The organism is Methylobacterium sp. yr668 (genome assembly GCF_900116245.1).
GTDB lineage: Bacteria > Pseudomonadota > Alphaproteobacteria > Rhizobiales > Beijerinckiaceae > Methylobacterium.
On record NZ_FOZY01000045.1, the window covers coordinates 1 to 20341 of the forward strand.

Consider the following 20341-nt stretch of genomic DNA (forward strand, 5'->3'; position numbering starts at 1 on the left):
CGGCCGAGACCTGTGCGAGGACACGATCGATGCAGACCGCCGCTGAGACCGCCGTGCCGGCTCCGCCTCAGCTGGAGCCGTGGCAGGAAGACTTCTCGACGATCTACCGCAGCGGGCGGTTCGACCATCTCTGGTACGCGGCGCGCTATCCTGACGTCGGCCTGACCGATCTCTCTCCGCTCGAGCACTACGTGAAGTACGGCGCCCGGCTCGGACGGCAGCCGCGGCCGGACTTTCCGGGCACGCCGGACGAGGCGGTGGACGGGAGCTACGTCAATCCGTTCGCAGCCTGGATCCGAGCACGCGCTGAGACCGAGCCCGCGCCGGCCTGGAACCGGCCGGTCGTCTCGGTCCTGTGCATCACCTACAATCAGGAAGCGTTCATCCGCCAGACGCTCGACAGCATCCTGAGCCAGCGGACCGACTTCCCGTTCGAGCTGATCGTCGGGGACGACAGATCGAGCGACGGCACGGCCGAGATCATCGCCGAGTACGCGACGCGGCACCCGAACCTCGTCGCAATCCTGCGTCCGGAGAATGTCGGCGTCGTCAAGAACCTGGACGACATCGCGGGGCGGGTCTCGGGCGAGTATGTCGCCATCTGCGAGGGCGACGATTATTGGACGGATCCCGACAAGCTGCAGCGCCAGTTCGACTACATGCAGCAGCGGCCGGAATACACGCTGTGCTACCATCCGGTGAAGGTCGTCTACGAAGACATGCCGGCGGTGGAGGAGCAATACCCGGAGCATCCCAATCCGCAGCCGTCTCTATCGGATCTCGTCGCGCACAACTTCATCCAGACGAACAGCGTGTTCTATCGCTGGCGGTATCGCGGCGGTGAGAGGCTTGAGATCGGCCGTGGCATCATCCCGGCCGACTGGTACATCCACCTGATGCACGCCGAGGTCGGCCGGATCGGGTTCCTGCCCCAGGTCATGGGCGTGTATCGCAAGCACGCGGGCGGCATGTGGGCGGCCTTCGACACCGTGCTGGCGCGGCACAAGCGGCTCGGCAAGTCGGAGATCGAGTTCTACCGGCAATTGCGCAGCCATTTCGGCGGCCGCTACGCCGCAGAATACGAAGCCACGCAGAAGCGCATTTTCCGGCGCTTGGCCGAGGCCTATCTCGATGAGGAGGATCCGGCTCGACTGGCGCAGCTGATCGAGGACCACCCCGACATCGCCGAGGCGGCTCTGAATGAGTTGGGCCTGACCGCTGCCGACCGGCCGCGGCAGGATCCGGCCGCCCTGCGGACCTGGATCGAGGATCAGCTCACCGTCAGCGTCGTCGTCACATCCTACAATCACGTCGGCACCATCCGGCGCTGCCTCGACGGTGTGCTCGGCCAGCGCGGCCTGTTCCGGATGCAGGTGGTGATCGGCGACGACCGGTCCACCGACGGCACCGCGGAGATCATCGAAGAGTACCGCCTCCGCCATCCCGACCGCATCACCGTTCGATCGCGAGAGCGCAATCTCGGCATGCTGCAGAACATGCGCGACTGCGTCGCTGCCTGCACCGGCCGGTTCGTCGCCTTCTGCGAAGGGGACGATCACTGGATCTCCGACCGGAAGATCGGCCTGCAGCTGCGCATGCTGCGGACGGATCCGGCGCTCGACATGTGCTTCAACTGGGTCCTGCTGCACCACGTGGCGAACGGATCGTACATTCCGCATGAGGAGCAGGGCCGGTATCAGACCGGACCGATCAGCTTCCCGGTGCTCGCCCGGGCCCCGCTCACCGCGAACTTCTCGGCCTGCTTCTACCGGGCCGAGGCACTGCGCCGCGTGCCCGACGCTTTCTACGACGAGAAGGGCGCCGCCGACTGGCTGATGAACCTCTACATCGCCGACAAGGGCCGCATCGCGTTCCTGCGCGAGATCCTGTCGGTCTACACGATCCAGACCAAGGGGCAGTGGTCGGGTCTCGACGAGACCATCAAGAACCTTCTGATCGGGCAATACCAGAAGCGGTTCGCGACGATCTTCGGTGAAGGGCGCGGCTTCGAGAAGTTCGAGGTCGGTTGCACCATCGCCGAGCTCGACGCTGAACTGCCCGATGCCTTCGCGCGGGCCCATCTCGAGGCGCCGCAGGACCGGGTCTGGGCCGAAATTCAGGATGGGCAGGTCGTTTTCACCGGCTGGATCGTCGCGGCAAATCGGGAGAAGGCTACGCTCATCGCGGAGATCGACGGCGCGGTGCAGCGCATTCCCGTCGACGTCCACCGGCCCGACGTCATCGCGGCGGTCACGGGAGACATGCCGACGACGATGGAGGAGGCGCGCTGCGGCTTCCAGTTCGTGCTCCCCTACGCGCTGCACCTCGAAGTGCTGCTGCGGATCGAGGTCGCTCACGAGGTGATGCCGTGGCTGTCGATCATCCTCACGCATCGCGTAAAAAAGACGGATCGGCAGGCCGCCTAGGCGCCGGCACCCCGACGGTTCCGCCAGCGAAGCTATCCAGTCAGCCGCGATGACCAATGTCGTGCCGCGCGCCGAGACGGGCCTGCGGCGGCAGCTGGTGTGGGCACGGCGCTGTCCGATTGCGCCGGACCGTGCAACTTGGTTGAAAACTGGAAAGGCCGATCACCGGGATCCTTTGGATGGGTTCCGTTGTCGCGAGTCCGACATCGGGGAGAGGGAAGCCGGCCATGGCCCGGATCGAAAATCCGGCGATCGATCTCGATCGACTCGCCCAGGTCTCCACTCTCGCCGCAGGTGCACATCCCCACGGCGGCACCTTGTGCGCGATGGAAGCCGTGGCCTTCATCGCCGGCGAGCCGGTCTCGGATCACCCCGCCTGCGCGTCGCCGAGCATTGCGGCGTTCATCCGCAGCTGGAGCGATGGCCTGCCGCAGACCGAGCGCGATGCCTTGATCCGCCCTCTCCTGCCGCGCCTTGTCGGGACGCGCGGCTCGGAGGTGTTGGAGCGCCGGCGCGTCGCTCGGGTGGCCGACTGGCTCGTCCGGACCCACGTGCCCGCCTGGTTTCACCTCGCCAAGCTGATCGTCGAGGGAGACGAGCTGGCCGATCTCGCTGCGCTCCAAAGTGTGGCCGATCTCGCGTCCTTGTGTGACCACCTGAAGCGCGCTCGCAAACGCGCGGCCGTCGCGAACCTCACGCTGCGGCAGACTGGCCCCGAGGTCCGGGCCGCGACCTGGGACGCGGCCCACCGCGCCGCCTGGGTGACTGTTCGCGACCCGCTCGAAGCCGCCGGCCCCCGTATCCTCGCCGCCGGATGGGATGCCGCCTACGCGTCCGCCTACGCGGCGGCCCGAGCGTACGGAAAGGCGCCTCTAGAGCCGACTCGGCGCGCGCTGCAGGAGACGGCGCTCGCTCTGGTCGAGGACCTGATCGTCATGCCGGAGCCGCTCTCCCGTGGGACCGATCCGGCGCCATGAGCGGCTGGCAGCCCACGGACTACGCCCTCGGCCAAGCCGGTTTGGCCTTGGCGGGGGTCCGCTGCCTCGTGCTCGGCGGCGGCGGCTTCCTCGGGCTAAACTTGTGCAACCGTCTGGCGGAGGCTGGCGCCGAGGTCACCTGCTTCAGCCGCAGCCACCCTCAGGCCGAGGTGCTCGACCGCCGCGTCATCCGGGTGACCGGCCAATTTGGAGATCGCCTCGCCATCGCCACCGCGGTCGAGCGTCAGGACGTCGTCTTCCACCTAATAGCCGGGTCGATCCCCGAAAGTTCTAATCGGGATCCATCCGCGGAGCTTGGGGCGACGCCGATCGCCACCCTGCACCTGCTCGAGATCTGCCGTTCGGCCAGGATCAAGAAGCTCGTGTTCTCGTCCTCTGGCGGTGCGATCTACGGGGTCCCGCACGCTATCCCGATCTCGGAACAGGCGCCGACCGACCCAATTTCGGCTTACGGCATCAGCAAGCTGATGATTGAAAAGGCGCTTTACCTGTACCGTCATCTCCACGGAATCGATTACCAGATCCTGCGGATCGCCAATCCGTACGGCCGGTTTCAACTCGGCACCAAGCACCAGGGCCTGATCGGGAACTACATCTTCCGTGTGCTTTCTGACTTGCCGCTGGAGGTCTGGGGGACCGGAGAGGTAGTGCGCGACTTCCTGCACGTCGACGACGTCAGCGATGCGTTCCTGGCCGCGGTCACATACGATGGGCCTCACAAGGTTATGAACGTCGGCAGTAGCCTGGGGTTGAGCATCAACCAGATTATCACCGAATTGAAAGAGGCATTTGGGCGGGATCACCTCCCCTGCGTCCACAAGTCCGGCCGCGCTGCTGACGTGCCCGCCAACGTGCTCGACACCGCGCTGATCCGTTCCGAGCTCGGCTGGCAGCCGCGCGTCGCCCTGCGCGAAGGGCTCATCAGTACGATCGCCTGGATGCGTGCGCATCTGGCGGAGACGCGGGCGGAGCGGCACTGAGCCCCGCTGGCGAGGGGCGATGTGACGTGCGCGCGATTCCCATCGCGGCTCACAGCGCGAGAGAGCCAGTTTGGCAGGTCTAACCATCACTTCGCCCCGTGGCGGCCACGATTGTCGGCGACAGCGCGACGCGAGCCGCGAGGAGACCGCATGTCCTTCCTGCACGATCTGCCGATCGCCGACCTAATCGCGCATTACGGCTACGTGGCTATCTTCGTCATCATCACGCTGGAGAGCGCCGGACTGCCGCTGCCCGGCGAGACAGTCTTGCTGACCTCGGCGGCCTATGCGGGCAGTACCGGTAACATCAACATCGCCACCGTCGTGGCGATCGCCGCGGCTGCCGCCATCCTGGGCGACAATGCCGGCTACTGGGTCGGCCGCCGCTGGGGACTGCCCCTGCTCCTGCGCAAGGGGCATCTGATCGGGCTCGATCACGGCCGGCTCAAGCTTGGCCAGTACCTGTTCCGCCGGCACGGCGGGAAGATCGTGTTCTTCGGCCGCTTCACCGCGATGCTCCGGGCCTACGCGGCGGTGCTGGCCGGCGTGAACAAGCTCGACGCGCGCCGCTTCTTCGCCTTCAACGCCCTTGGCGGCGTCGCCTGGGCCTCGATCATGGGGTTCGGCGCCTACCTGTGTGGGCGATCGATCGAGAACGTGATGGGACCGCTCGGCCTCGGGCTGCTGGCCTTCGTCCTGCTGGGGGCCATCGCGTTGTGGCTGTTCATGCGCAGGCACGAGGCACGCCTGATGGCCGCCGCCGAGGCCGAGATCCCCGGCCCGCTCGGCGGGAGGCTAAGCGAGACGCCGGCCGAGCCTATCCCGGGGCACGGCGTCGTGCACCCAGATAGTCCTGTCCAGTCGGACTTCCAGAATCAGATCGAGGGGCTCCTGGCTCAGCGGGAGCGCGCGGCGCCGTATCCCACCGGGCGCGTGGCCGCCCGGACCCGGCGCGCGCCCTGGCCCCTGTGGTTCAAGATTTCTGTGCTGCTCATCGCCTCCGGCGCCGGTATGGCGGTGATCTCCTGGCACGACGGCGTCACCGGCGGCCTCTACGGACGGCTCATGGGGCATATCGGGATCCTCGGCATCGCGCTGATCCTTGTTGTACCGGCCGCCCTCCTGCTGATGGTCGGCTGGCGGCTTCCGCGTGCGGAGGGCGAAAGCGAGGTGAAAACCGAGGAGGCTATCCGACTAGCGGCCTGACTGGGCGCCGGTCTGCGCCGAGTTCCGGGTGCAGGCCGAACCACACGGCGAGCTGCCGGAATTCCTTGGCTCGCACGAACCTGGAGGCTGCCACCATCGGGTCTGGGCCGTGATCAGGACGGGGAGGGGTGCTGGCCCGCTGGGTCGTCTCGGTGAGCTGCGCCAAGGCAACGCTGATCGTGGAAGCCGACGGCGAAGTACAGCGCATTATGGTGGACGTTCACCGGCCGGACGTGATTGCGGCGGTGCTTGATGACATGGCGACCACGATGGGGAGACCCGCTGCGGCTTCCGCTTCACCCTCCCCTACGCCCTCCATCTCGAGGTGCTGCTCTCCATCGAGGTAGAGCACGAGGTCGTGCCCTGGCTCTCGGTGATCTTCACCCAACGGGTGAAGCGGATGCCCGAGCAGGGCTGATCGCGGGCGGGGCGCCGCGACACACGGGGCGGCGCCCTTCGATCCGGCCCTATCGCCGCAGACCGCCGAGGAGGTGCCGCACCCGGGCCAACGGCGTGCGGGCGCACGCCTGGTCCAGGGCGCCGCGGATCTCGGCGGCCAGCCGCGTCGCGACGATCTCGCGGGCGGGATCGTCGTAGTGGACGATGTCGTAGAAGGTCCCCTCCTTCCGGTCGCAGAAGATCCCGCTGAGGTCGAGGGCCGTGAAGGTGCGCCGGTACGGGCGCCGCGCCGCGAGCTGCGCGGTGAAGGCCTCCAGCTTTGCGTATTGCCGGTCGAGATAAGCCAGGAACGCCCCCGAGGCGACGCCGCGCTCGGCCTCGGTGAGGTGGCGCTTGCGCAGGATCGTCGGCTGCAGGATGCTGATGATCGGCACTCCGTGGTCGTGCGACAGCTTGGTCAGCCGGTGCGCCGCCAGTTCGTAATGGTGGATGATCGCATCCTCCCAGCCGGGGCTCTGCCAGCCCACCTCGACCCGTAGCCGCTTCAGCTCCTCGTAGATCAGCGTGATCAGCGCCTCGTAAGAAAGGCCGTCTTCGCGGGCGCGGGGATCGTGCGTGTCGAAGAAGTGGTCGTATAGCCGCTGGGTGATGAAGGCGTTGTAGGGGTGGCCTGGCCGGGGATCGTAGGTCCAGGGCTGGAACAGGTCGGTGCTGCCGCTCAGCACCAGGATCGCGTCGGGGCTGTAGGTCACCAAGCGCGACCAGATCAGGTGGGTCATCTGCGTGAGGCAGCTCGACATCACCCCGAAATTGTAGACCTTCGCGCTGTCGAGGCCGCCCGCCCGCAGGATCCGCTCGATGCGGCCCGGCAGGGTGTTGGCGATGTCGCCGCCGTCGATCGTGGTCGAGTCGCCGACGACCAGGATCCGGGTCTCGCCCTCCGGCTTGCGCGCGACGATCGGGACGGCGTTCAGGAAGCCGTCCGCGTCGAACGGGGTGCCGTAATGGCTCGCCCCCGGCTTGCCGGCGAACTGGATGAACGGGCTCGGATAGCGGGTGTTCGAGTCGAGATAGCCGAAATGGTGGAGGAACTTGCGCCGCCGCGCCGCGTCCTCGCTTTCCGGCGGCGGCCAGATCGGCTCCAGATCCGGGACCGTCAGAACCGCCAGCGTCGCCGCCTCGAGCGCCGCGAGGCCGGCCGCGTTGAGGCCGATCCCGTCGTCGCTGTAGTCGGGCCGCAGCGCGCCCGTCTCCGTGGCTAGGACTGGATCGTAGTCGATGAAGTGGGCCCCGTATTCCTGCACGTGGTCGCGCAGCCACGCGTTCACCGCACCGATCAGCGCAATCGGCCGCCCGGCCGCTCCGGGCGCGGCCATATCGACCGGCACGATCGAGCCGACCCAGGTCCGCACGTACAGGTCGCTCGTGTCCCGCAGAATCACGGCGATATCGGCCACGATGCCGTCCAGCGTAGGCGTGCGCGCGCCGTTGAGGATATCGTCGCGGCCGCAGAGCAGGTGCAGGCCCTTGGCTCCGTAGAGGGCGATCTCCGAGCGGAGCCGGCGCGCTGTGTCCCGGACCGACTGGCCGGCGATGCCGCGGCCCACGGCTTGCGGTCCGGAGAACAGGGGCGGGTTCTGCGCCGTCCAACTGGCCGTCACCGAATCGCCCAGGAATAGGAAGGGCCCGAACGGGAACTGTGGCTTGTCTTGCATCGGCGTGCTCATGCCGTCGCGATCCGGGACGGCGTCAGCGCGCCGCGAAGACCTCGATCCCGTCGAGGTGCAGGTGCTGCTCCTCGTCGAGATCGATTTTGAGGTGGCGGAACCGCGCGTTGTCGAACCGGAGGTGGAGGGGCAGGCCGGGATGGCAGTGGGCGTCCACGGCGTCGAAGACGAGGCGGTAGTCGCCCTCGGTCTCGCCCAGCCAGACCCGCATCAGCTGCGCCCGCTCGCTGAGCTGCCCCCAGCGGTTGTAGATCCGGATCTCCGAGACCCGCTCGACCGCGCCGAGGTCGAGGACGAACCAAGGGTTCCGGTCGAGCCCGGTGTGGAAGAAGAACGACGGGTCGCCGGTGGTGCGCTCGCCGTAGGTGCCGGTCGTGCCCGACCAGGGCGAGGCGGAGCTCGCCGTCCAGGTCTTGCCCAGCGCGATGTTCTCGGAGGGCCGCATCGCCACCAGCGTGTCCATCTCCAGCTCGTCGATCAGCGTCCGGATCTGCTTGGACGGCTGGCGCAGGGGCGGGATCTCCAGGTCGAGCTTGTAGATCAGGTTCGACAGGATGCTCTGATCGAAGCGGTGGTCGATGAAGCCCTCGAGATCCGGCAGGCCCATCTGGTTCGGGATGTCGGTGACGACCCGCGGATCGCCCGCGTAGCGTAGCCACTCGGCCACGAGCCGGCGGGTGGCGGGGCTCACCATGAAGGCGATCCAGGAGGCCTGGATCTGGTCGGCGTCCCAGTAGCGCGCCGCGTCGCACTCCATCAGCACGAAGCAGTCGCGCTTGGTCCAGGCCCGCTGCGGCTTGCCGTGCAGCACGCCGACCGCGACCCGGCGCTCCGAGCCGTCGAGCCATGTGAGCAGCGGCGCCACCGGCGGCAGCGGGTCGTCGCCGACCGCCTGCATGCCGGTGTCGCTGAAGACGACGAAATCGCCGTCGCGGCGCTTCTCCAGTGCCTCGGCGATGACGTAGGGCTTCCAGGCCCAGTTGCCGGCGCCCCGGGACCGGTCGAGGATCTCCCGGTGCTCCCGGTAGAACGGCGTCTCGCGCAGTCGGTCGGGGGACCAGCTCTCGATCGTGTCGAAATCGCCCGTGGCGGCGGCCGAGGCCACCAGCCGGCGCTGGCTCTCGACGTAGTGGTACTTGGCGGCGAAGCTGACCAGGGTGGTGTGGCGCGGCCGGAGCCGGCGCCGCAGCCGCATCAGCACCTCGGCCCGGTGCATGTCGAAGGCATTGACGCGCAGGGCCTCCGGGGATGGGTCAGCGCTGGCCAAATCTGTCCTCCGGCGGTGGCTCGAGGGCTTGTCACCGGTTTTGCCGGCTTCGGCAAGGCGGCCGCAACGGGGCTGGGCTCATGCGTCGTCGAACGCGAGCTTCTCGGCCGGATACTCGAGCATCAGCGCGCGGCGCTCGAGCGAGTTGTCCCACTCGCCGACCTTCGTGTAGCCGCCGGCGACGTCCAGCACCTCCACGACCCGCCCGATGGTCGGGATGCTCTTGAAATGCTGCGGCCAGCCGGAGGCGAAGTAGAAGACCTGCTCGACGTGCTCGGAGAGCTGGCAGACCCCCGGCCCGAACGTGCCGAGCCCGAAGACGAGGTAGCGCCCGTTCATCAGCGCCGCGACGTCGTCGATGAGGGTGCCGCTCTGGGTCGTCAGCGGCACGCCGATCTCGGCGATCCACGCTTCCAGCACCGGGATCACCGGATTGAGCCGGTTCTCGAACACCATCTTGATCCGGGTGACGCGGCCCTCCGCCAGGAGCCGCCGGATCACCATCTGGTAGAAGGCGAGCGGCGGCTGCGGGTAGGTCGGCGCCACCCAGGTGCTGAAGATGTCCCCCGAGCGGATGTGGATCAGCAGCTCGTCGTCGGGCTTGGCGGGGATCTCCGCCGGCAGACGGTTGAACAGCGGCCGGATGCAGGTCCGCACGATGTCCCGTGTCTCGTCGGGGCCTAGGGTGCCGGCGAGCTGCTGGATGCCGAGGTCGAAATACATCCCCGACAGGAAGGCGCCCGCCTCCGGCAGCGGCTCCGAGCCGGGGATGAAGGTGAGGCCGCCGCAGGTCAGCGGGCCGGTCAGGCCGATCACCTCGCTCCGGTCGGCGGCCGGGAGCTTGATGTATTTCAGGTTCAGGTTGCGGGCGATGCCGATGGCGAGCAGCAGCTGGATCAGGCAGTTGCCGAAGGCGCCGCACTCGTAGAGCGCGAGCCCGACCAGGGCGCGGGAGCGCGGCCGCTCGGCGCCGACGAGGCGGTAGGAGACGTAAACGTTCGCGCCGGGCCGCTCGTCGGCCATGTCGAAGGGTACGTCGAGCACGCGCCGCAGGGCGATGAGGTCGAAATCCGCTCGGTCGCACAGCACCCGCGCCTCCGGCGGCGCCCCTCCGGCGGGGCCGGCCGGGGTGACGCGGACGTGGCGCGCCCAGGCGCCCTCCCCGGTGGCGAGCACCAGGCTCGCGGGCCCGCTCCGGGCCGCGTCGAGGTCGGCCGCGCGCCAGGCCTGCCCGTCGTCGGAGAGGGCGAGGCGCGGCGGCGAAGCCGAGATGGCCGCGATCTCGACGCGGCGGATCGGGCAGCGGAAGCCGAGATCGACCTGGAAGCCCGGTGAGCCGGCCGGGTGATCGGTCGCGCCGGCCGCGGCGTCCGCGCGGTGCCAGGGCCGGCAGAACGCCGCATCGATCAGGTCGCCGTTCATCGCGTCTCGCGGTGCGAAGGGAGCGGTCCGGGGCCCGTGCCCCGGGCCCCTCTCATCGCCTTCCGACCCCCACTCTGTCGAGGCGGGCGCCCGGGTCCCGTCACCCGGGCGTGCGCGGGCGGACGCCGGCGCCCGCGGGCTAGCCGTCGAGCCCGAGCATCAGCCCCAGATTCTGCACGGCCGCCCCGGAGGCGCCCTTGCCGAGATTGTCGAGGCGCGCGACCAGCACCGCCTGCCCGTGCTCGGCCGAGCCGAACACCCGCAGCTCCAGCCGGTCGGTGTCGTTGAGATCCTCCGGCTCGATCTTCTCGCGGTGCGCGCCGGTGGCGGCGCCCGGCACGACCTGCACCAGGGGCTGCCCGGCGTACCAGTCGCGCAGGGCCGCCTCGAGGTCGGAGGCGCTGGGCCGGCCCGGCAGGGTCTCGAGGTGGAGCGGCACGCTCACCAGCATGCCCTGCCGGAAGTTGCCCACCGACGGCACGAAGATCGGCCGCCGGGTGAGCCCGCTGTAGCGCTGCAGCTCCGGCAGGTGCTTGTGGGCGAAGCCGAGACCGTAGAGCTGGAACGGCGGCGCCGTGCCCTGCTCGTAGGCCTCGATCATGCTCTTGCCGCCGCCGCTGTAGCCGCTGACCGCGTTGACGCTGATCGGGTGGTCGGCCGGGATCAGGCCGCCCTCCACCAGCGGCCGCAGGAGCGCGACGCCGCCGGTCGGGTAGCAGCCGGGATTGGCGACCCGCCGGGCGCGCGCCACCGCCGCCCCCTGTTCCCGGATCAGCTCCGGGAAGCCGTAGGTCCAGCCCTCCGCGACCCGGTGGGCGGTGCTGGCGTCGAGGACGCGGGGGCCGCCGCCGGGCAGGCTGTCGGCCAGCGCCACGGTCTCCTTGGCGGCCTCGTCCGGCAGGCAGAGCACGACGAGGTCGACCTCGGCGAGCAGGGCGCGCTTCGCCGCCGGATCCTTGCGGTGCTCCGGCGCGATGCTGCGCAGGGCGACCCGCCCGTCGCGCTCCAGGCGCTCGCGGATGCCGAGACCGGTCGTGCCGGCCTCGCCGTCGATGAACACGGTGGGCTTCGTCGCGCCTGCGCCAGACATCGCTCGTCTCGCTCTCTCGAATGTGCCTCGCCGCCCGAGTCGGGCACCGCGGCCGGGGATCAGGTGCGCCCGGTGCGACAGCCTGTCAACGGCCGTGCCGCGGCCTGAAAACGCGAAAGGGCGGCCCCCGCAGGAGCCGCCCTCTCCGTGACACCGGTGTGACCGGGTGTCTTAACGCTTGGAGAACTGGAAGCTGCGGCGGGCCTTCTTGCGGCCGTACTTCTTGCGCTCGACGACGCGGGCGTCGCGGGTGAGGAAGCCCTCACGCTTCAGCGGGGCGCGCAGCTCCGGCTCGTAGTAGGTCAGGGCCTTGGACAGGCCGTGGCGCACCGCGCCGGCCTGGCCGGAGAGGCCGCCGCCCGCCACCGTGACGGTGATGTCGTACTGGTCGACGCGGCCGGCGATCTCCAGCGGCTGGCGCAGGATCATGCGCAGCACCGGGCGGGCGAAGTAGGTCTCCACCGGGCGCTTGTTGATCGTGACCGTGCCGTTGCCGGGCTTGATCCAGACGCGGGCGACCGCGTCCTTGCGCTTGCCGGTGGCGTAGGCGCGGCCCTGCGCGTCCAGCTTCTGGACGTGGACGGGGGCCTCGTTGGCGGGGTCGACCGCACCGGTGTTCGACCGGTTGAGGTCGGCGAGGGACTGCAGGGTCGCCATGATCAAGCGCTCACGTTCTTGCGGTTGAGGGCGCCGACGTCGAGCGCCTGCGGCTGCTGGGCCTCATGCGGGTGCTCGGTGCCCTTGTAGACGCGGAGATTGCCGAGGATCTGGCGGAAGAGCGGGCCGCGGGGCAGCATGCGCTCGACAGCCTTCTCCACCACGCGCTCGGGGAACCGGCCCTCGAGGATGAACTTGGCAGTCCGCTCCTTGATGCCGCCCGGATAACCGGTGTGGTAGAAATAGCTCTTCTGATTGTACTTACGCCCGGTGAATTTCACCTTCTCGGCGTTGATGACGATGACGTTGTCGCCGCAATCGACGTGGGGCGTGTAGGCGGCCTTGTGCTTGCCGCGCAGGCGCATCGCCACGATCGACGCGAGGCGGCCGACGACGAGGCCCTCCGCGTCGATCACGATCCACTTCTTGTCGACCTCGGCGGGCTTCAGCGAGGTGGTCTTCATAGCCAAATCCCAGGGGTTCCGACGGACCGGACCCCGACGCGTCGGGATCCGCGGACATCGGGGTGCCGAAAAACGAGCCGCCGCGTGGGGCACACGCGGCGGCGGTGTCGGGTCCATAGACGGCCCCGGACGCTGGGTCAACAGGGAAGTTCAAGATCACGGAAAAGCTATTTTGTTCAGCGTGTTGGCGGTTGAGGTACCAGAGTACCGCTAGCCGTCGGAGCGCCGGCCCCGCTCCGCGATGGTCAGCTTCTGGACGCCCCTGGCCGCCAGCACCGGCTTCCGGGCGCTGAGGATCCGGGAGTTCACGCCGGTCCAGCCGATCTCGCCGGAGAGCCGGCCGTACTCGATCTTGGGGCAGCGGTTCATGATCACCGTCAGTCCGCGCGCCTCGGCCCGGGCGGCGGCCGCGTCGTCGCGCACGCCGAGCTGCATCCAGATCATCTTCGGCGGCGGCGTCAGCGCCAGTGCCTCGTCGACCAGCGGCCCGGCGGCGGCGGAGTTGCGGAAGATCTCGACCATGTCGATCGGCTGGTCGCCCAGCCCGGCCTGGACTTCGGCGAGGGAGGCGGCCACCCGGCGCCCGAGCAGGTCCTGGCCGGCGAGGCCGGGATTGACCGGCGTCACCGCGTAGCCCCGGTCGAGCAGGTATTTCAGGACGATCCAGCTCGGGCGCGCCGGATTCGCCGAGGCGCCCACCAGCGCGATCGTGCGCGTGCCGTTCAGGATCGTGCGGATCTGCGCGTCGGGGTAGCGGGTGTGCCGCTCCGCGAGCGTTGCCGCGTCGCTGGGCGCGGGTGGCCGGTTCTCGTGGCCCGTCTCGTCCATGGCGTCTTCCCTCGTCGTCCGGATGATCGCGGGTCGTGTCGCGCTTCTCGCCGCTTTCTGTGCCGCGTTTCTGGCCGCGCGTCGCGCCGCTGTCGCGGCCCCGGCGCGGCCGCCGTCACAGCCACCGTCACAGCCACCGTCACAGCCGCCAGACCTCGTAGCCCAGCCGCGCGAACGGCGCTTTCTCGAAGAGTGCCTTCACGTCCACGATCAGCCCGCCGGGCTTCACCCGGGCGGCGATCGCCTCCGGGCCGAGTCGGGCGTAGTCGCGGTGCGGGACCGCGATCACGGCCGCGTCGGCCTCGGTGGGCAAGTCGGCCCAGTCGACGAGGGCGATGCCGTACTCGGCCCGGGCCTCCGCCGCGCCGGCGCGGGGATCGTGTACCGACACGGCGCAGCCGAATTCCTCCAGCTCCCGCACGAGGTCGGCGACCTTCGAGTTGCGCAGGTCGGCGCAGTTCTCCTTGAAGGTCAGGCCGAGGACGATGACCCGCGCCGGCCCGGTCCCGCCGCGCCGGACGATCCGCTTCACCGTGCTGCGGGCGACGTGGGCCGCCATGCTGTCGTTGATCCGCCGCCCGGCCAGGATCACCTGCGGGTGGTAGCCGATCATCGCGGCCTTGTGGGTCAGGTAGTACGGGTCGACGCCGATGCAGTGGCCGCCCACGAGCCCGGGGCGGAACGGCAGGAAGTTCCACTTGGTCCCCGCCGCCGCGAGGACCTCCTGGGTGTCGAGGTCGAGCTTGTCGAAGATCAGCGACAGCTCGTTCATGAGCGCGATGTTCAGGTCGCGCTGGGTGTTCTCGATGACCTTGGCGGCCTCGGCCACCCGGATGGACGAGGCGGCGTGGAGCCCCGCCTCGATGATCGACCCGTAGAGGGCCTTGAGCCGCTCCAGGGTCTCGGGGGTGTCGCCGGCGACGATCTTCACCACCCGGGCGAGGCTGTGCTCCCGGTCGCCCGGGTTGATCCGCTCGGGCGAGTAGCCGACGAAGAAATCCGTCTTCCAGCGCAGGCCCGAGGCGCGCTCCAGGACCGGGATGCAGACCTCCTCGGTGGCCCCGGGATAGACCGTGGATTCGAACACCACGGTCGCGCCCGGCCGCATGTGCCGGCCGACGAGGTCCGAGGCCCGGATCAGCAGGTCGAAATCGGGGCACTGGGCCGCGTCCACCGGGGTCGGGACCGTGACGACGATCACGTCCGCCGCGCCCAGCGCGGTCGGGTCGTCGGTGATCGCGAGGTGCGCGGCGGCCCGGAACGCCTCCGCGTCGATCTCCCCAGCCGGGTCGTGCCCGGCCCGGTAGGCCGCCACCTTGTCGGCGGCGCGCTCGTAGCCGATCGTGGCCCGCCCCCGGCCGAACGCCATAGCGAGCGGGAGCCCGACATAGCCCAGGCCGACGATCGCCACGCTGTCCGCCGAGCCTTCCCCTGAGCCGTCTGCCGCTCCGTCAGCCACGCCGGATCCCTCTGCGGGCTCGGAGGGCGCCGATGACGATCCGGCCGCCGGGCGCGTATAGGGGCGGTCCGCGCCGGCGTCGACTCGCCTCGGCCCGCGCGGTGCGCGGCCCCGGACCGCTTAGGGGGCGAGACCATGGGGCGTGACGATGCCTGATCTCCGCTGGACCGAGGGGCCGGTCCACTGCACCGACCTCGTCGACGGGACCGGAAAGGTCTTCGGCTACGTCGGTCCCTGCGCCGCGGGCACCCGCGGCTACGTCGTCCAGTCCGGGTCGGAATGGCCGCCGCGCCCCGCCGCCTTCGCCGATCGCCCCGCGGCCGCGGCGGCCCGCGCCTGGGTCGAAGCCGCCGTGTCCGCGCGCGCCTTCCGGCCCGTCCGCATCCTCCGGGAGGACGTTGCTCGGGAGGACGGCGCGCCGGATACCTGATCGCCCGGCGCGGTTCAGGAACTCGTCAGGTTGGCTCGGCTTTGTTGTGGCGTGGAGTGGAGGCGCCCGATGGCCGAAATCTGCATCACGGAAGACCAGAACGGACGATGGACCGTCTACACCGCCGGACTGGTGGTGACGGACCTGACACGCGAGGCCGCCGAGGCCTTCGCGGCGAGCTACCACCGCCTCACGGCTGGCTGAGCGCCGGGCCTTTCCGGCCCATGGGGGCGGCCGCCCGGAGCGCCGGCGCAATCTGGCTCAGGCGCGCGCCGCGCTATGAGGTCCGCCAAGCCCCGATCGCCCAGTCGCGGGCAATGAGGTCGATTATCATGCACCTGTTCAGGCTCGCCGACGCCCTGCTGGCGCTGCCTGCTCCCGCCTCGGCGCTGTGCCGCTGCACGTGCATCCAGGGCGAGATGAAGGCGATCTGCCAGGAGACCGACCTCACGGTCCCGATGTGCCAGGGACTCTGCGAGACCACGATCCGGTAGGACCGGTCGTCATCCCGCTGGCCGGCGGCCGGCAGGCCTTCGAACCGGCCCAGTCGACCAATCCCGCGCCGGGCGGCCTCGTGTCCCCCGATCTCAGCCTGGATACCAACCCGAACGGCACCCAGCTCGGAACGCCGAGCCAGCTCTCCGGGAGCGTCGGGTCGAGCCTGTCCTCCGGCAGCGGGCGCTGAGCCACGAAAAAGCCCCGCGCGGCGGGTGCCGGCGGGGCTGAAGGTTGAGGACGCCCGGTGCGTTACGCCGAGCGACTGCGCCTAGCATAGCATCATCCTGCGCGATGTGAAGATCTGGCGAAGAGCAACCAAGCTTATTTTTGCCAGATGCTCTCGAAGCAACGACGAATTCCCCGCTCGGCCGGGCCGGGCGGGGTTGATCTCAGTGGACGCGCGGCGAGAGATCGCGCGTGTCCTTGGTTCGGGACCTGTCCGGCTTAAGACTGAGTCTTCAGATAGGCAATGAGGTCGTTGATCTTCTTGTCGTCCGCGATGCCCTGGAAGATCATCTTGTTGCCGGGCACCTTCGTCTTCGGGTTCTTCAGCCACTCGTGCAGGTTGGCTTCGTCCCAGGTGATGCCGGAGTTCTTCAGGGCTGCGGAGTAATTGTAGCCCTCATAGGTGCCCGCCTTGCGGCCGACGACGCCCTTCAGGTCGGGACCCACGCCGTTCTTCTGGAAGTTGTGGCACGCCTTGCAGGGGGCGAACGCCTTCTCGCCGGCGGCGGCGTCGCCGGCGTCCTGGGCCTGCGCGGCGAGAGGCATGACAACGGCGAGAACTGCGCCGATTGTGAGCATACGCATGTGTTAACCCCAATTTAGAAGATAAGCTTCGCGTTTTTGGCAAAAAAAGCACGCGATGCAAGCGAAAAAATCTGAGCCTGAGCGCAGATTATATTGGTCGGTGCGTCACAGCATTTCGAGATCCGTGCCGCTCGAGCGTGGCCTGGCACGCCCGCGGAGGGGGGCGGCGAACCTGAGAATGCTTCCAACCTTGCCATGTCGGGATGTTGACGTGCGCCACGGCGCGATAATCCGTATGGTTCTGGAAAATCGGCCTCGCTACGGGATCCGAGGGCGGCGCGCACGAGAATGGGCCCGCCGCGGCGAGCCCTGCTGGGTTCTTGGGATGGGCGTAGTCGGTGCTAGGCGGCGAGTGGCAGCCGGATCGTCAGCGGGCGGGGCTCCGGCGCCACGGCGGCCCGAGCCATCGCGGCGCCGGCATCCCAAAGCACCGGCGCCGCGACCCGGGCGGCGAGGATCGCCGTCTCCAGGACGCGGGGCCCCGCGGTCAGCGGGCAGGGCATCGTCGGTCGTTGGCAGGTCATGACGACTCCGCGGATTCCCCGATTACCATGCGTCCGAATGGTTACCGCGATATCTTCACCGAGGGCGTGCGCGCAGATGTGATGCGCTGATCTGTGCTCTCAGGCCGCCGCGCCCTCCCCCGACCAGCCCCCATACCGAGCGTGCCAACCTTCGCCAAAGTGGCCGAAGCTTTCAGGGACGAGCGTGACGGCAGTTGGCGCAACGTTAAGTATCGTCAGCTATGGCGCACCAGTTTGATGACCTATGCAGCAGGGCTCTGGAAGACGCCGGTCTCCGAGGTCGGCCTTCAGACGTGCTGGCCGTGCCGCCTCCGATCTGGCGCGAAAAGCCTGAGACGGCGAAGCGGCTTCGTGGCAGGATCGAGCGCGTCCTCGACGCAGCGAAGGTCGAGGGTCACCGGCAGGGGGAGAATCTGGCGCGCTGGCGGGGGCACCTGGAGCACACGCTACTGAAACCTGGCAAGCTGTCCCGAGGCCACCACCCTGCCCCTACCCTACGCTGAGGTTCCGGCGTTTGTCGCGGCCCTGCGAACCGGCGTGGCCGCTTCCGCTCAGGCCCTGGAGTTCGTCATCCTGACCGCGATCGCGGCGGGGGCTTCGCGCCGGGAGGCGGCGCGGCGCTTCGAGGTCAGCCCGGCCAGCGCCGTGCGCTGGCACGGGACCTTCGTGCAGGAGGGTCGGACACACGCCAAGCCGATGGGCGGCGATCAACGCTCGCTCACCATCGAGGCACAGGCCGACCTGATCCGGCAGACCTACGAAGCGCAGCCCGAGCTGTTCCTGCATGAGTTGCGCGACCGTCTGGCCGAACAGGGTCTGCGGGTTGGGGTCAGCAGCCTGTCCCGCTTCTTCAAGCGCCACGGCATCACGCGCAAAAAACACCGGCCATGCCGCCGAGCAGGAGCGGGAGGACGTGAAGGCCGCGCGCCTGTCTTGGTTCGACGGCCAGCTCGATCTCGACCCGGACAAGCTCGTGTTCCTCGACGAGACCGCCACCAACACGAAGATGGTCCGCCGCTATGGGCGAGCCCCCGCGCGGCGAACGCTGCCGGGTCGCGGTGCCGTTCGGCCACTGGAAAACTATCACGGTCACTGCCGGTCTGCGCACCAGCGGCCTGACAGCCACCGCACTCTTCGATGGACCGATGACCGGCGCTCGCTTCCGTGGCTATGTCGAACAAACCCTCGTCCCAGCCCTCAGGCCCGGCGACACGGTCGTGCTCGACAACCTGCCCGCCCACAAGGTCAGCGGCATCCGCGAGTGCATTGAGGCGGCGGGAGCGAGGCTGCTCTACCTCCCGGCCTATTCCCCCGACTTCAACCCGATCGATCGCGCCGTCGCCAAGCTCAAGGCCATTCTTCGTGCCGAGGCTGCTCGCACGATCAGCGACCTCTGGGACACTATCCGACGAGCCTTCAGACACTTCACGCCAGCCGAATGCCGCCGCTATCCCGCCGCCGCAGGCTACGACGCATATGATCCAACATGATCGGATGCCGCTCTAGATCGCAGTGACGGATGATGGTGCTGTTGCCGATCTTCCGCGACGGGATCCGTCCGTGCTTGATGTATTCGAAGAGGGTCGAACGACTGAGGCCGATCGCTGCCGCAGCATCTTCAACCCGGTAGGCCAAGGGCATGAGAACCATCCCACGGCGCCGCTTCACCTCACTCGCCATTCTACACTCCCTTCTTCAGCCAGGCGTCGCACGCCCGATTCAAATCGGCCATCGTCTCGGGCGCCCGGCACTGCCGGCTGCGCTCGCGGTCTCCCGCCTGGCACGCGGTGAGGCGTGCGGCGGTTCGACAGGTTGGGTAGATGCGGGCAGTCATGATCTCGCCACCGCAACTGCTGCCATCGTTGCTGCGCTGCAACAGACGGTTAAGCATCGAGTCTCTACGCTGGAATCTCCCGCATGGAGGACATACGCAGCATGGCCAACAAGCACTTCGTCCACGCGTCCACGCACCCGACGGCTACGATCCGCCTCGGCAGCTTCGACGTGCCGTGCACGGTGCTCTCGTCCACCGAGGCCACTGCCCACGTGCGCGTCATCACCGCCGGCGGCATCCCGGAGCACCTGACCTTCATTCGTGAAGGCGAGATTCGGCGCGGCCGGGTTGCGCTGCGCAAGCAAGGGCCGCTTGGTCTCGATCTTTGGCTCGACCTGCAGGTGTCGCAGGATGCGCGCGCGGCCTGATAGAGTGCCGGATCTGAGGCGGCCTTGAACCGTCGGGCAGCAAACCTCATGATAGGCTGCGCTCATGCTGCCTTTGCGCGAGCGCGGAACGAGGTGGTCACCGCTGTGATCCTCTCTCGGGTTCGCGGACACCTCTGATACGCTCATGCTGAGCGGGGAAGGTGTCGGATGGCAAAGACGAGACGAGAGTTCACGCCCGAGTTCAAACGCGAAGCGGTCGCCTTGCTGGAGAGCAGCGGCCGGCCGCAGATGCAGGTCGCGGCCGAGTTCGGGATCCAGCCCTCGATGTTGCGGCAGTGGCGCGTTATGCTGAACGGGGCCTCACCCGGGCCGGGGCCTCGCGTCCGCTCGCGCGGCTCAGGCACCTGATCGCGCGGGCGCTGGCCGGCACCGCCGCGCTCTGGCCCGAGGTGGAGCAGGGCTTCGTCTTCGTGCATGCCGCCGCGCGCCTGCTGGCCAATCCCGCCGGTGAGACCGGCGTCAAGCTGCGGCGGCGCTTCGACGGCCTGCTGGCCGCGATGCAGCGTCACCGCTACCGCGCGGGCGACCTCGGCCCGGCCCTCGACCACTTCCGCAAGTTGGCGCGCAGCTACCGGCCCGGCCTGTTCCACGCCGCCGACCTGCCGGGCCTGCCCCGCACCAACAACGCCCTCGCAACAACGCCCTCGAACGGCTGTTCGGCTCGCAACGCTACCACGAGCGGCGCGCCACAGGGCGCAAGACGGCCTCACCCGGCGCGGTGCTGCGGGGTGCCGTGCGGCTTGTAGCCGGCATCGCCACGCGGGCCGAGACCCGATCCAGACGCGACCTTGGCCGGGTCGATCACGCCCGATGGCAGACATTGCGCGACGCTCTCGACCGCAGACGTCAAGCTCGCACCGCACGCACCCGCTTCCGACGCGATCCCGATGCCTATCTCAACACCCTCGAACAGCTGGCTTTGCCGTCCTAGTT

At 68.9% G+C, this 20341-nt stretch carries 20 protein-coding genes and 3 pseudogenes; 12 read left to right on the top strand and 11 right to left on the bottom strand.

The features are described from left to right. Positions 1 to 29: 29 nt before the first annotated feature. The 4 genes and pseudogenes from BM419_RS28825 to BM419_RS33075 form a co-directional block, all read left to right on the top strand. On the top strand, positions 30 to 2426 hold the full coding sequence (locus tag BM419_RS28825) for a glycosyltransferase family 2 protein (protein ID WP_091928460.1): 2397 nt from the start codon (positions 30 to 32) through the stop codon (positions 2424 to 2426). Between the two features lie 227 nt (positions 2427 to 2653). Beyond that, complete coding sequence (locus BM419_RS28830) at positions 2654 to 3403, top strand: hypothetical protein (protein WP_091928461.1); 750 nt, start codon at positions 2654 to 2656, stop codon at positions 3401 to 3403. After that, positions 3400 to 4404, top strand: coding sequence for an NAD-dependent epimerase/dehydratase family protein (locus BM419_RS28835; RefSeq protein ID WP_091928462.1), 1005 nt, complete (start codon positions 3400 to 3402; stop codon positions 4402 to 4404). Before BM419_RS28830 ends, BM419_RS28835 begins: the two co-directional genes overlap by 4 nt. Before the next feature lie 150 nt (positions 4405 to 4554). Further along, positions 4555 to 5190, top strand: a pseudogene (locus BM419_RS33075) (DedA family protein); the annotation flags it as partial. An 887-nt stretch (positions 5191 to 6077) separates the two neighbouring features. On the opposite strand, the gene BM419_RS28845 reads toward BM419_RS33075, so the two are convergent. The 8 genes from BM419_RS28845 to BM419_RS28880 form a co-directional block, all read right to left on the bottom strand. Next, entirely contained in the window at positions 6078 to 7724 is a 1647-nt protein-coding gene (locus tag BM419_RS28845; RefSeq protein ID WP_244540905.1) for an SGNH/GDSL hydrolase family protein, read from the bottom strand. Positions 7725 to 7758: 34 nt separating this feature from the next. Further along, a complete protein-coding gene (locus BM419_RS28850; RefSeq protein ID WP_091928465.1) occupies positions 7759 to 9003 on the bottom strand; it encodes a hypothetical protein in 1245 nt (414 codons plus the stop codon). A 78-nt stretch (positions 9004 to 9081) separates the two neighbouring features. Then, positions 9082 to 10425, bottom strand: coding sequence for a coagulation factor 5 8 type domain-containing protein (locus tag BM419_RS28855; protein ID WP_091928466.1), 1344 nt, complete (start codon positions 10423 to 10425; stop codon positions 9082 to 9084). Positions 10426 to 10564: 139 nt separating this feature from the next. Next, positions 10565 to 11515 (bottom strand): N-acetyl-gamma-glutamyl-phosphate reductase, encoded by a 951-nt coding sequence (argC, locus tag BM419_RS28860; protein WP_091928467.1) that lies wholly within the window; start codon positions 11513 to 11515, stop codon positions 10565 to 10567. A gap of 171 nt (positions 11516 to 11686) precedes the next feature. Beyond that, positions 11687 to 12172, bottom strand: a complete 486-nt coding sequence (rpsI, locus tag BM419_RS28865) for a 30S ribosomal protein S9 (RefSeq protein ID WP_012318176.1) — start codon at positions 12170 to 12172, stop codon at positions 11687 to 11689. 2 nt (positions 12173 to 12174) lie between these two features. Further along, positions 12175 to 12636 carry a 50S ribosomal protein L13 gene (rplM, locus tag BM419_RS28870; RefSeq protein ID WP_012318175.1) on the bottom strand — a complete coding sequence of 154 codons (462 nt, stop codon included), beginning with the start codon at positions 12634 to 12636 and terminating at the stop codon, positions 12175 to 12177. Positions 12637 to 12846: 210 nt separating this feature from the next. Continuing rightward, on the bottom strand, positions 12847 to 13464 hold the full coding sequence (locus BM419_RS28875; protein ID WP_091928468.1) for a CoA-binding protein: 618 nt from the start codon (positions 13462 to 13464) through the stop codon (positions 12847 to 12849). Positions 13465 to 13603: 139 nt separating this feature from the next. After that, positions 13604 to 14923 (bottom strand): nucleotide sugar dehydrogenase, encoded by a 1320-nt coding sequence (locus BM419_RS28880; RefSeq protein WP_244540906.1) that lies wholly within the window; start codon positions 14921 to 14923, stop codon positions 13604 to 13606. A gap of 148 nt (positions 14924 to 15071) precedes the next feature. On the opposite strand from BM419_RS28880, the gene BM419_RS28885 reads away from it, so the two are divergent. The 4 genes from BM419_RS28885 to BM419_RS33085 all read left to right on the top strand — a co-directional run bounded on the left by BM419_RS28885 (position 15072) and on the right by BM419_RS33085 (position 16038). Further along, positions 15072 to 15353 (top strand): hypothetical protein, encoded by a 282-nt coding sequence (locus BM419_RS28885; RefSeq protein WP_091928479.1) that lies wholly within the window; start codon positions 15072 to 15074, stop codon positions 15351 to 15353. A gap of 69 nt (positions 15354 to 15422) precedes the next feature. Then, positions 15423 to 15557 (top strand): hypothetical protein, encoded by a 135-nt coding sequence (locus tag BM419_RS33320; protein WP_280141976.1) that lies wholly within the window; start codon positions 15423 to 15425, stop codon positions 15555 to 15557. A gap of 128 nt (positions 15558 to 15685) precedes the next feature. After that, positions 15686 to 15847: a hypothetical protein gene (locus tag BM419_RS33080; protein ID WP_244540907.1), complete on the top strand. Its 162-nt coding sequence runs from the start codon at positions 15686 to 15688 to the stop codon at positions 15845 to 15847. Then, entirely contained in the window at positions 15814 to 16038 is a 225-nt protein-coding gene (locus BM419_RS33085; RefSeq protein WP_244540908.1) for a hypothetical protein, read from the top strand. Before BM419_RS33080 ends, BM419_RS33085 begins: the two co-directional genes overlap by 34 nt. Before the next feature lie 257 nt (positions 16039 to 16295). Here the strand turns inward: BM419_RS33085 and BM419_RS28895 are convergent, their stop codons facing one another. Then, complete coding sequence (locus tag BM419_RS28895) at positions 16296 to 16661, bottom strand: c-type cytochrome (RefSeq protein WP_091928470.1); 366 nt, start codon at positions 16659 to 16661, stop codon at positions 16296 to 16298. 341 nt (positions 16662 to 17002) lie between these two features. Continuing rightward, complete coding sequence (locus tag BM419_RS28900; RefSeq protein WP_091928471.1) at positions 17003 to 17185, bottom strand: hypothetical protein; 183 nt, start codon at positions 17183 to 17185, stop codon at positions 17003 to 17005. A 537-nt stretch (positions 17186 to 17722) separates the two neighbouring features. On the opposite strand from BM419_RS28900, the pseudogene BM419_RS28905 reads away from it, so the two are divergent. Continuing rightward, a pseudogene (locus BM419_RS28905) lies at positions 17723 to 18675 on the top strand (IS630 family transposase). Here BM419_RS28905 and BM419_RS28910 read toward each other — a convergent pair. Then, positions 18611 to 18865: a helix-turn-helix domain-containing protein gene (locus tag BM419_RS28910; RefSeq protein ID WP_091928472.1), complete on the bottom strand. Its 255-nt coding sequence runs from the start codon at positions 18863 to 18865 to the stop codon at positions 18611 to 18613. The pseudogene BM419_RS28905 and the gene BM419_RS28910 sit on opposite strands and share 65 nt — an antisense overlap. A gap of 255 nt (positions 18866 to 19120) precedes the next feature. Here BM419_RS28910 and BM419_RS28915 point away from each other — a divergent pair, with 255 nt between their 5' ends. From BM419_RS28915 to BM419_RS28925, 3 genes and pseudogenes are all read left to right on the top strand, one after another. Further along, entirely contained in the window at positions 19121 to 19387 is a 267-nt protein-coding gene (locus BM419_RS28915) for a hypothetical protein (protein WP_139257155.1), read from the top strand. Positions 19388 to 19555: 168 nt separating this feature from the next. Next, a pseudogene (locus BM419_RS28920) lies at positions 19556 to 19720 on the top strand (transposase); the annotation flags it as partial. Next, positions 19684 to 20154 (top strand): hypothetical protein, encoded by a 471-nt coding sequence (locus BM419_RS28925; RefSeq protein ID WP_139257156.1) that lies wholly within the window; start codon positions 19684 to 19686, stop codon positions 20152 to 20154. The pseudogene BM419_RS28920 and the gene BM419_RS28925, both read left to right, overlap by 37 nt. Positions 20155 to 20341: the final 187 nt, after the last annotated feature.

What these genes read in the sequence shown, in the direction of transcription:
- BM419_RS28855 (WP_091928466.1), bottom strand. Translation starts at nt 10,425, where the DNA reads ATGAACGGCGACCTGATCGATGCGGCGTTCTGCCGGCCCTGGCACCGC.
- argC (WP_091928467.1), bottom strand. Translation starts at nt 11,515, where the DNA reads ATGTCTGGCGCAGGCGCGACGAAGCCCACCGTGTTCATCGACGGCGAG.
- BM419_RS28885 (WP_091928479.1), top strand. Translation starts at nt 15,072, where the DNA reads ATGCCTGATCTCCGCTGGACCGAGGGGCCGGTCCACTGCACCGACCTC.
- BM419_RS33080 (WP_244540907.1), top strand. Translation starts at nt 15,686, where the DNA reads ATGCACCTGTTCAGGCTCGCCGACGCCCTGCTGGCGCTGCCTGCTCCC.
- BM419_RS28875 (WP_091928468.1), bottom strand. Translation starts at nt 13,464, where the DNA reads ATGGACGAGACGGGCCACGAGAACCGGCCACCCGCGCCCAGCGACGCG.
- BM419_RS33320 (WP_280141976.1), top strand. Translation starts at nt 15,423, where the DNA reads ATGGCCGAAATCTGCATCACGGAAGACCAGAACGGACGATGGACCGTC.
- BM419_RS28830 (WP_091928461.1), top strand. Translation starts at nt 2,654, where the DNA reads ATGGCCCGGATCGAAAATCCGGCGATCGATCTCGATCGACTCGCCCAG.
- BM419_RS28825 (WP_091928460.1), top strand. Translation starts at nt 30, where the DNA reads ATGCAGACCGCCGCTGAGACCGCCGTGCCGGCTCCGCCTCAGCTGGAG.
- BM419_RS28895 (WP_091928470.1), bottom strand. Translation starts at nt 16,661, where the DNA reads ATGCGTATGCTCACAATCGGCGCAGTTCTCGCCGTTGTCATGCCTCTC.
- BM419_RS28835 (WP_091928462.1), top strand. Translation starts at nt 3,400, where the DNA reads ATGAGCGGCTGGCAGCCCACGGACTACGCCCTCGGCCAAGCCGGTTTG.
- BM419_RS28900 (WP_091928471.1), bottom strand. Translation starts at nt 17,185, where the DNA reads ATGACCTGCCAACGACCGACGATGCCCTGCCCGCTGACCGCGGGGCCC.
- BM419_RS28910 (WP_091928472.1), bottom strand. Translation starts at nt 18,865, where the DNA reads ATGGCGAGTGAGGTGAAGCGGCGCCGTGGGATGGTTCTCATGCCCTTG.
- rpsI (WP_012318176.1), bottom strand. Translation starts at nt 12,172, where the DNA reads ATGGCGACCCTGCAGTCCCTCGCCGACCTCAACCGGTCGAACACCGGT.
- rplM (WP_012318175.1), bottom strand. Translation starts at nt 12,636, where the DNA reads ATGAAGACCACCTCGCTGAAGCCCGCCGAGGTCGACAAGAAGTGGATC.
- BM419_RS28915 (WP_139257155.1), top strand. Translation starts at nt 19,121, where the DNA reads ATGGCCAACAAGCACTTCGTCCACGCGTCCACGCACCCGACGGCTACG.
- BM419_RS28845 (WP_244540905.1), bottom strand. Translation starts at nt 7,724, where the DNA reads ATGCAAGACAAGCCACAGTTCCCGTTCGGGCCCTTCCTATTCCTGGGC.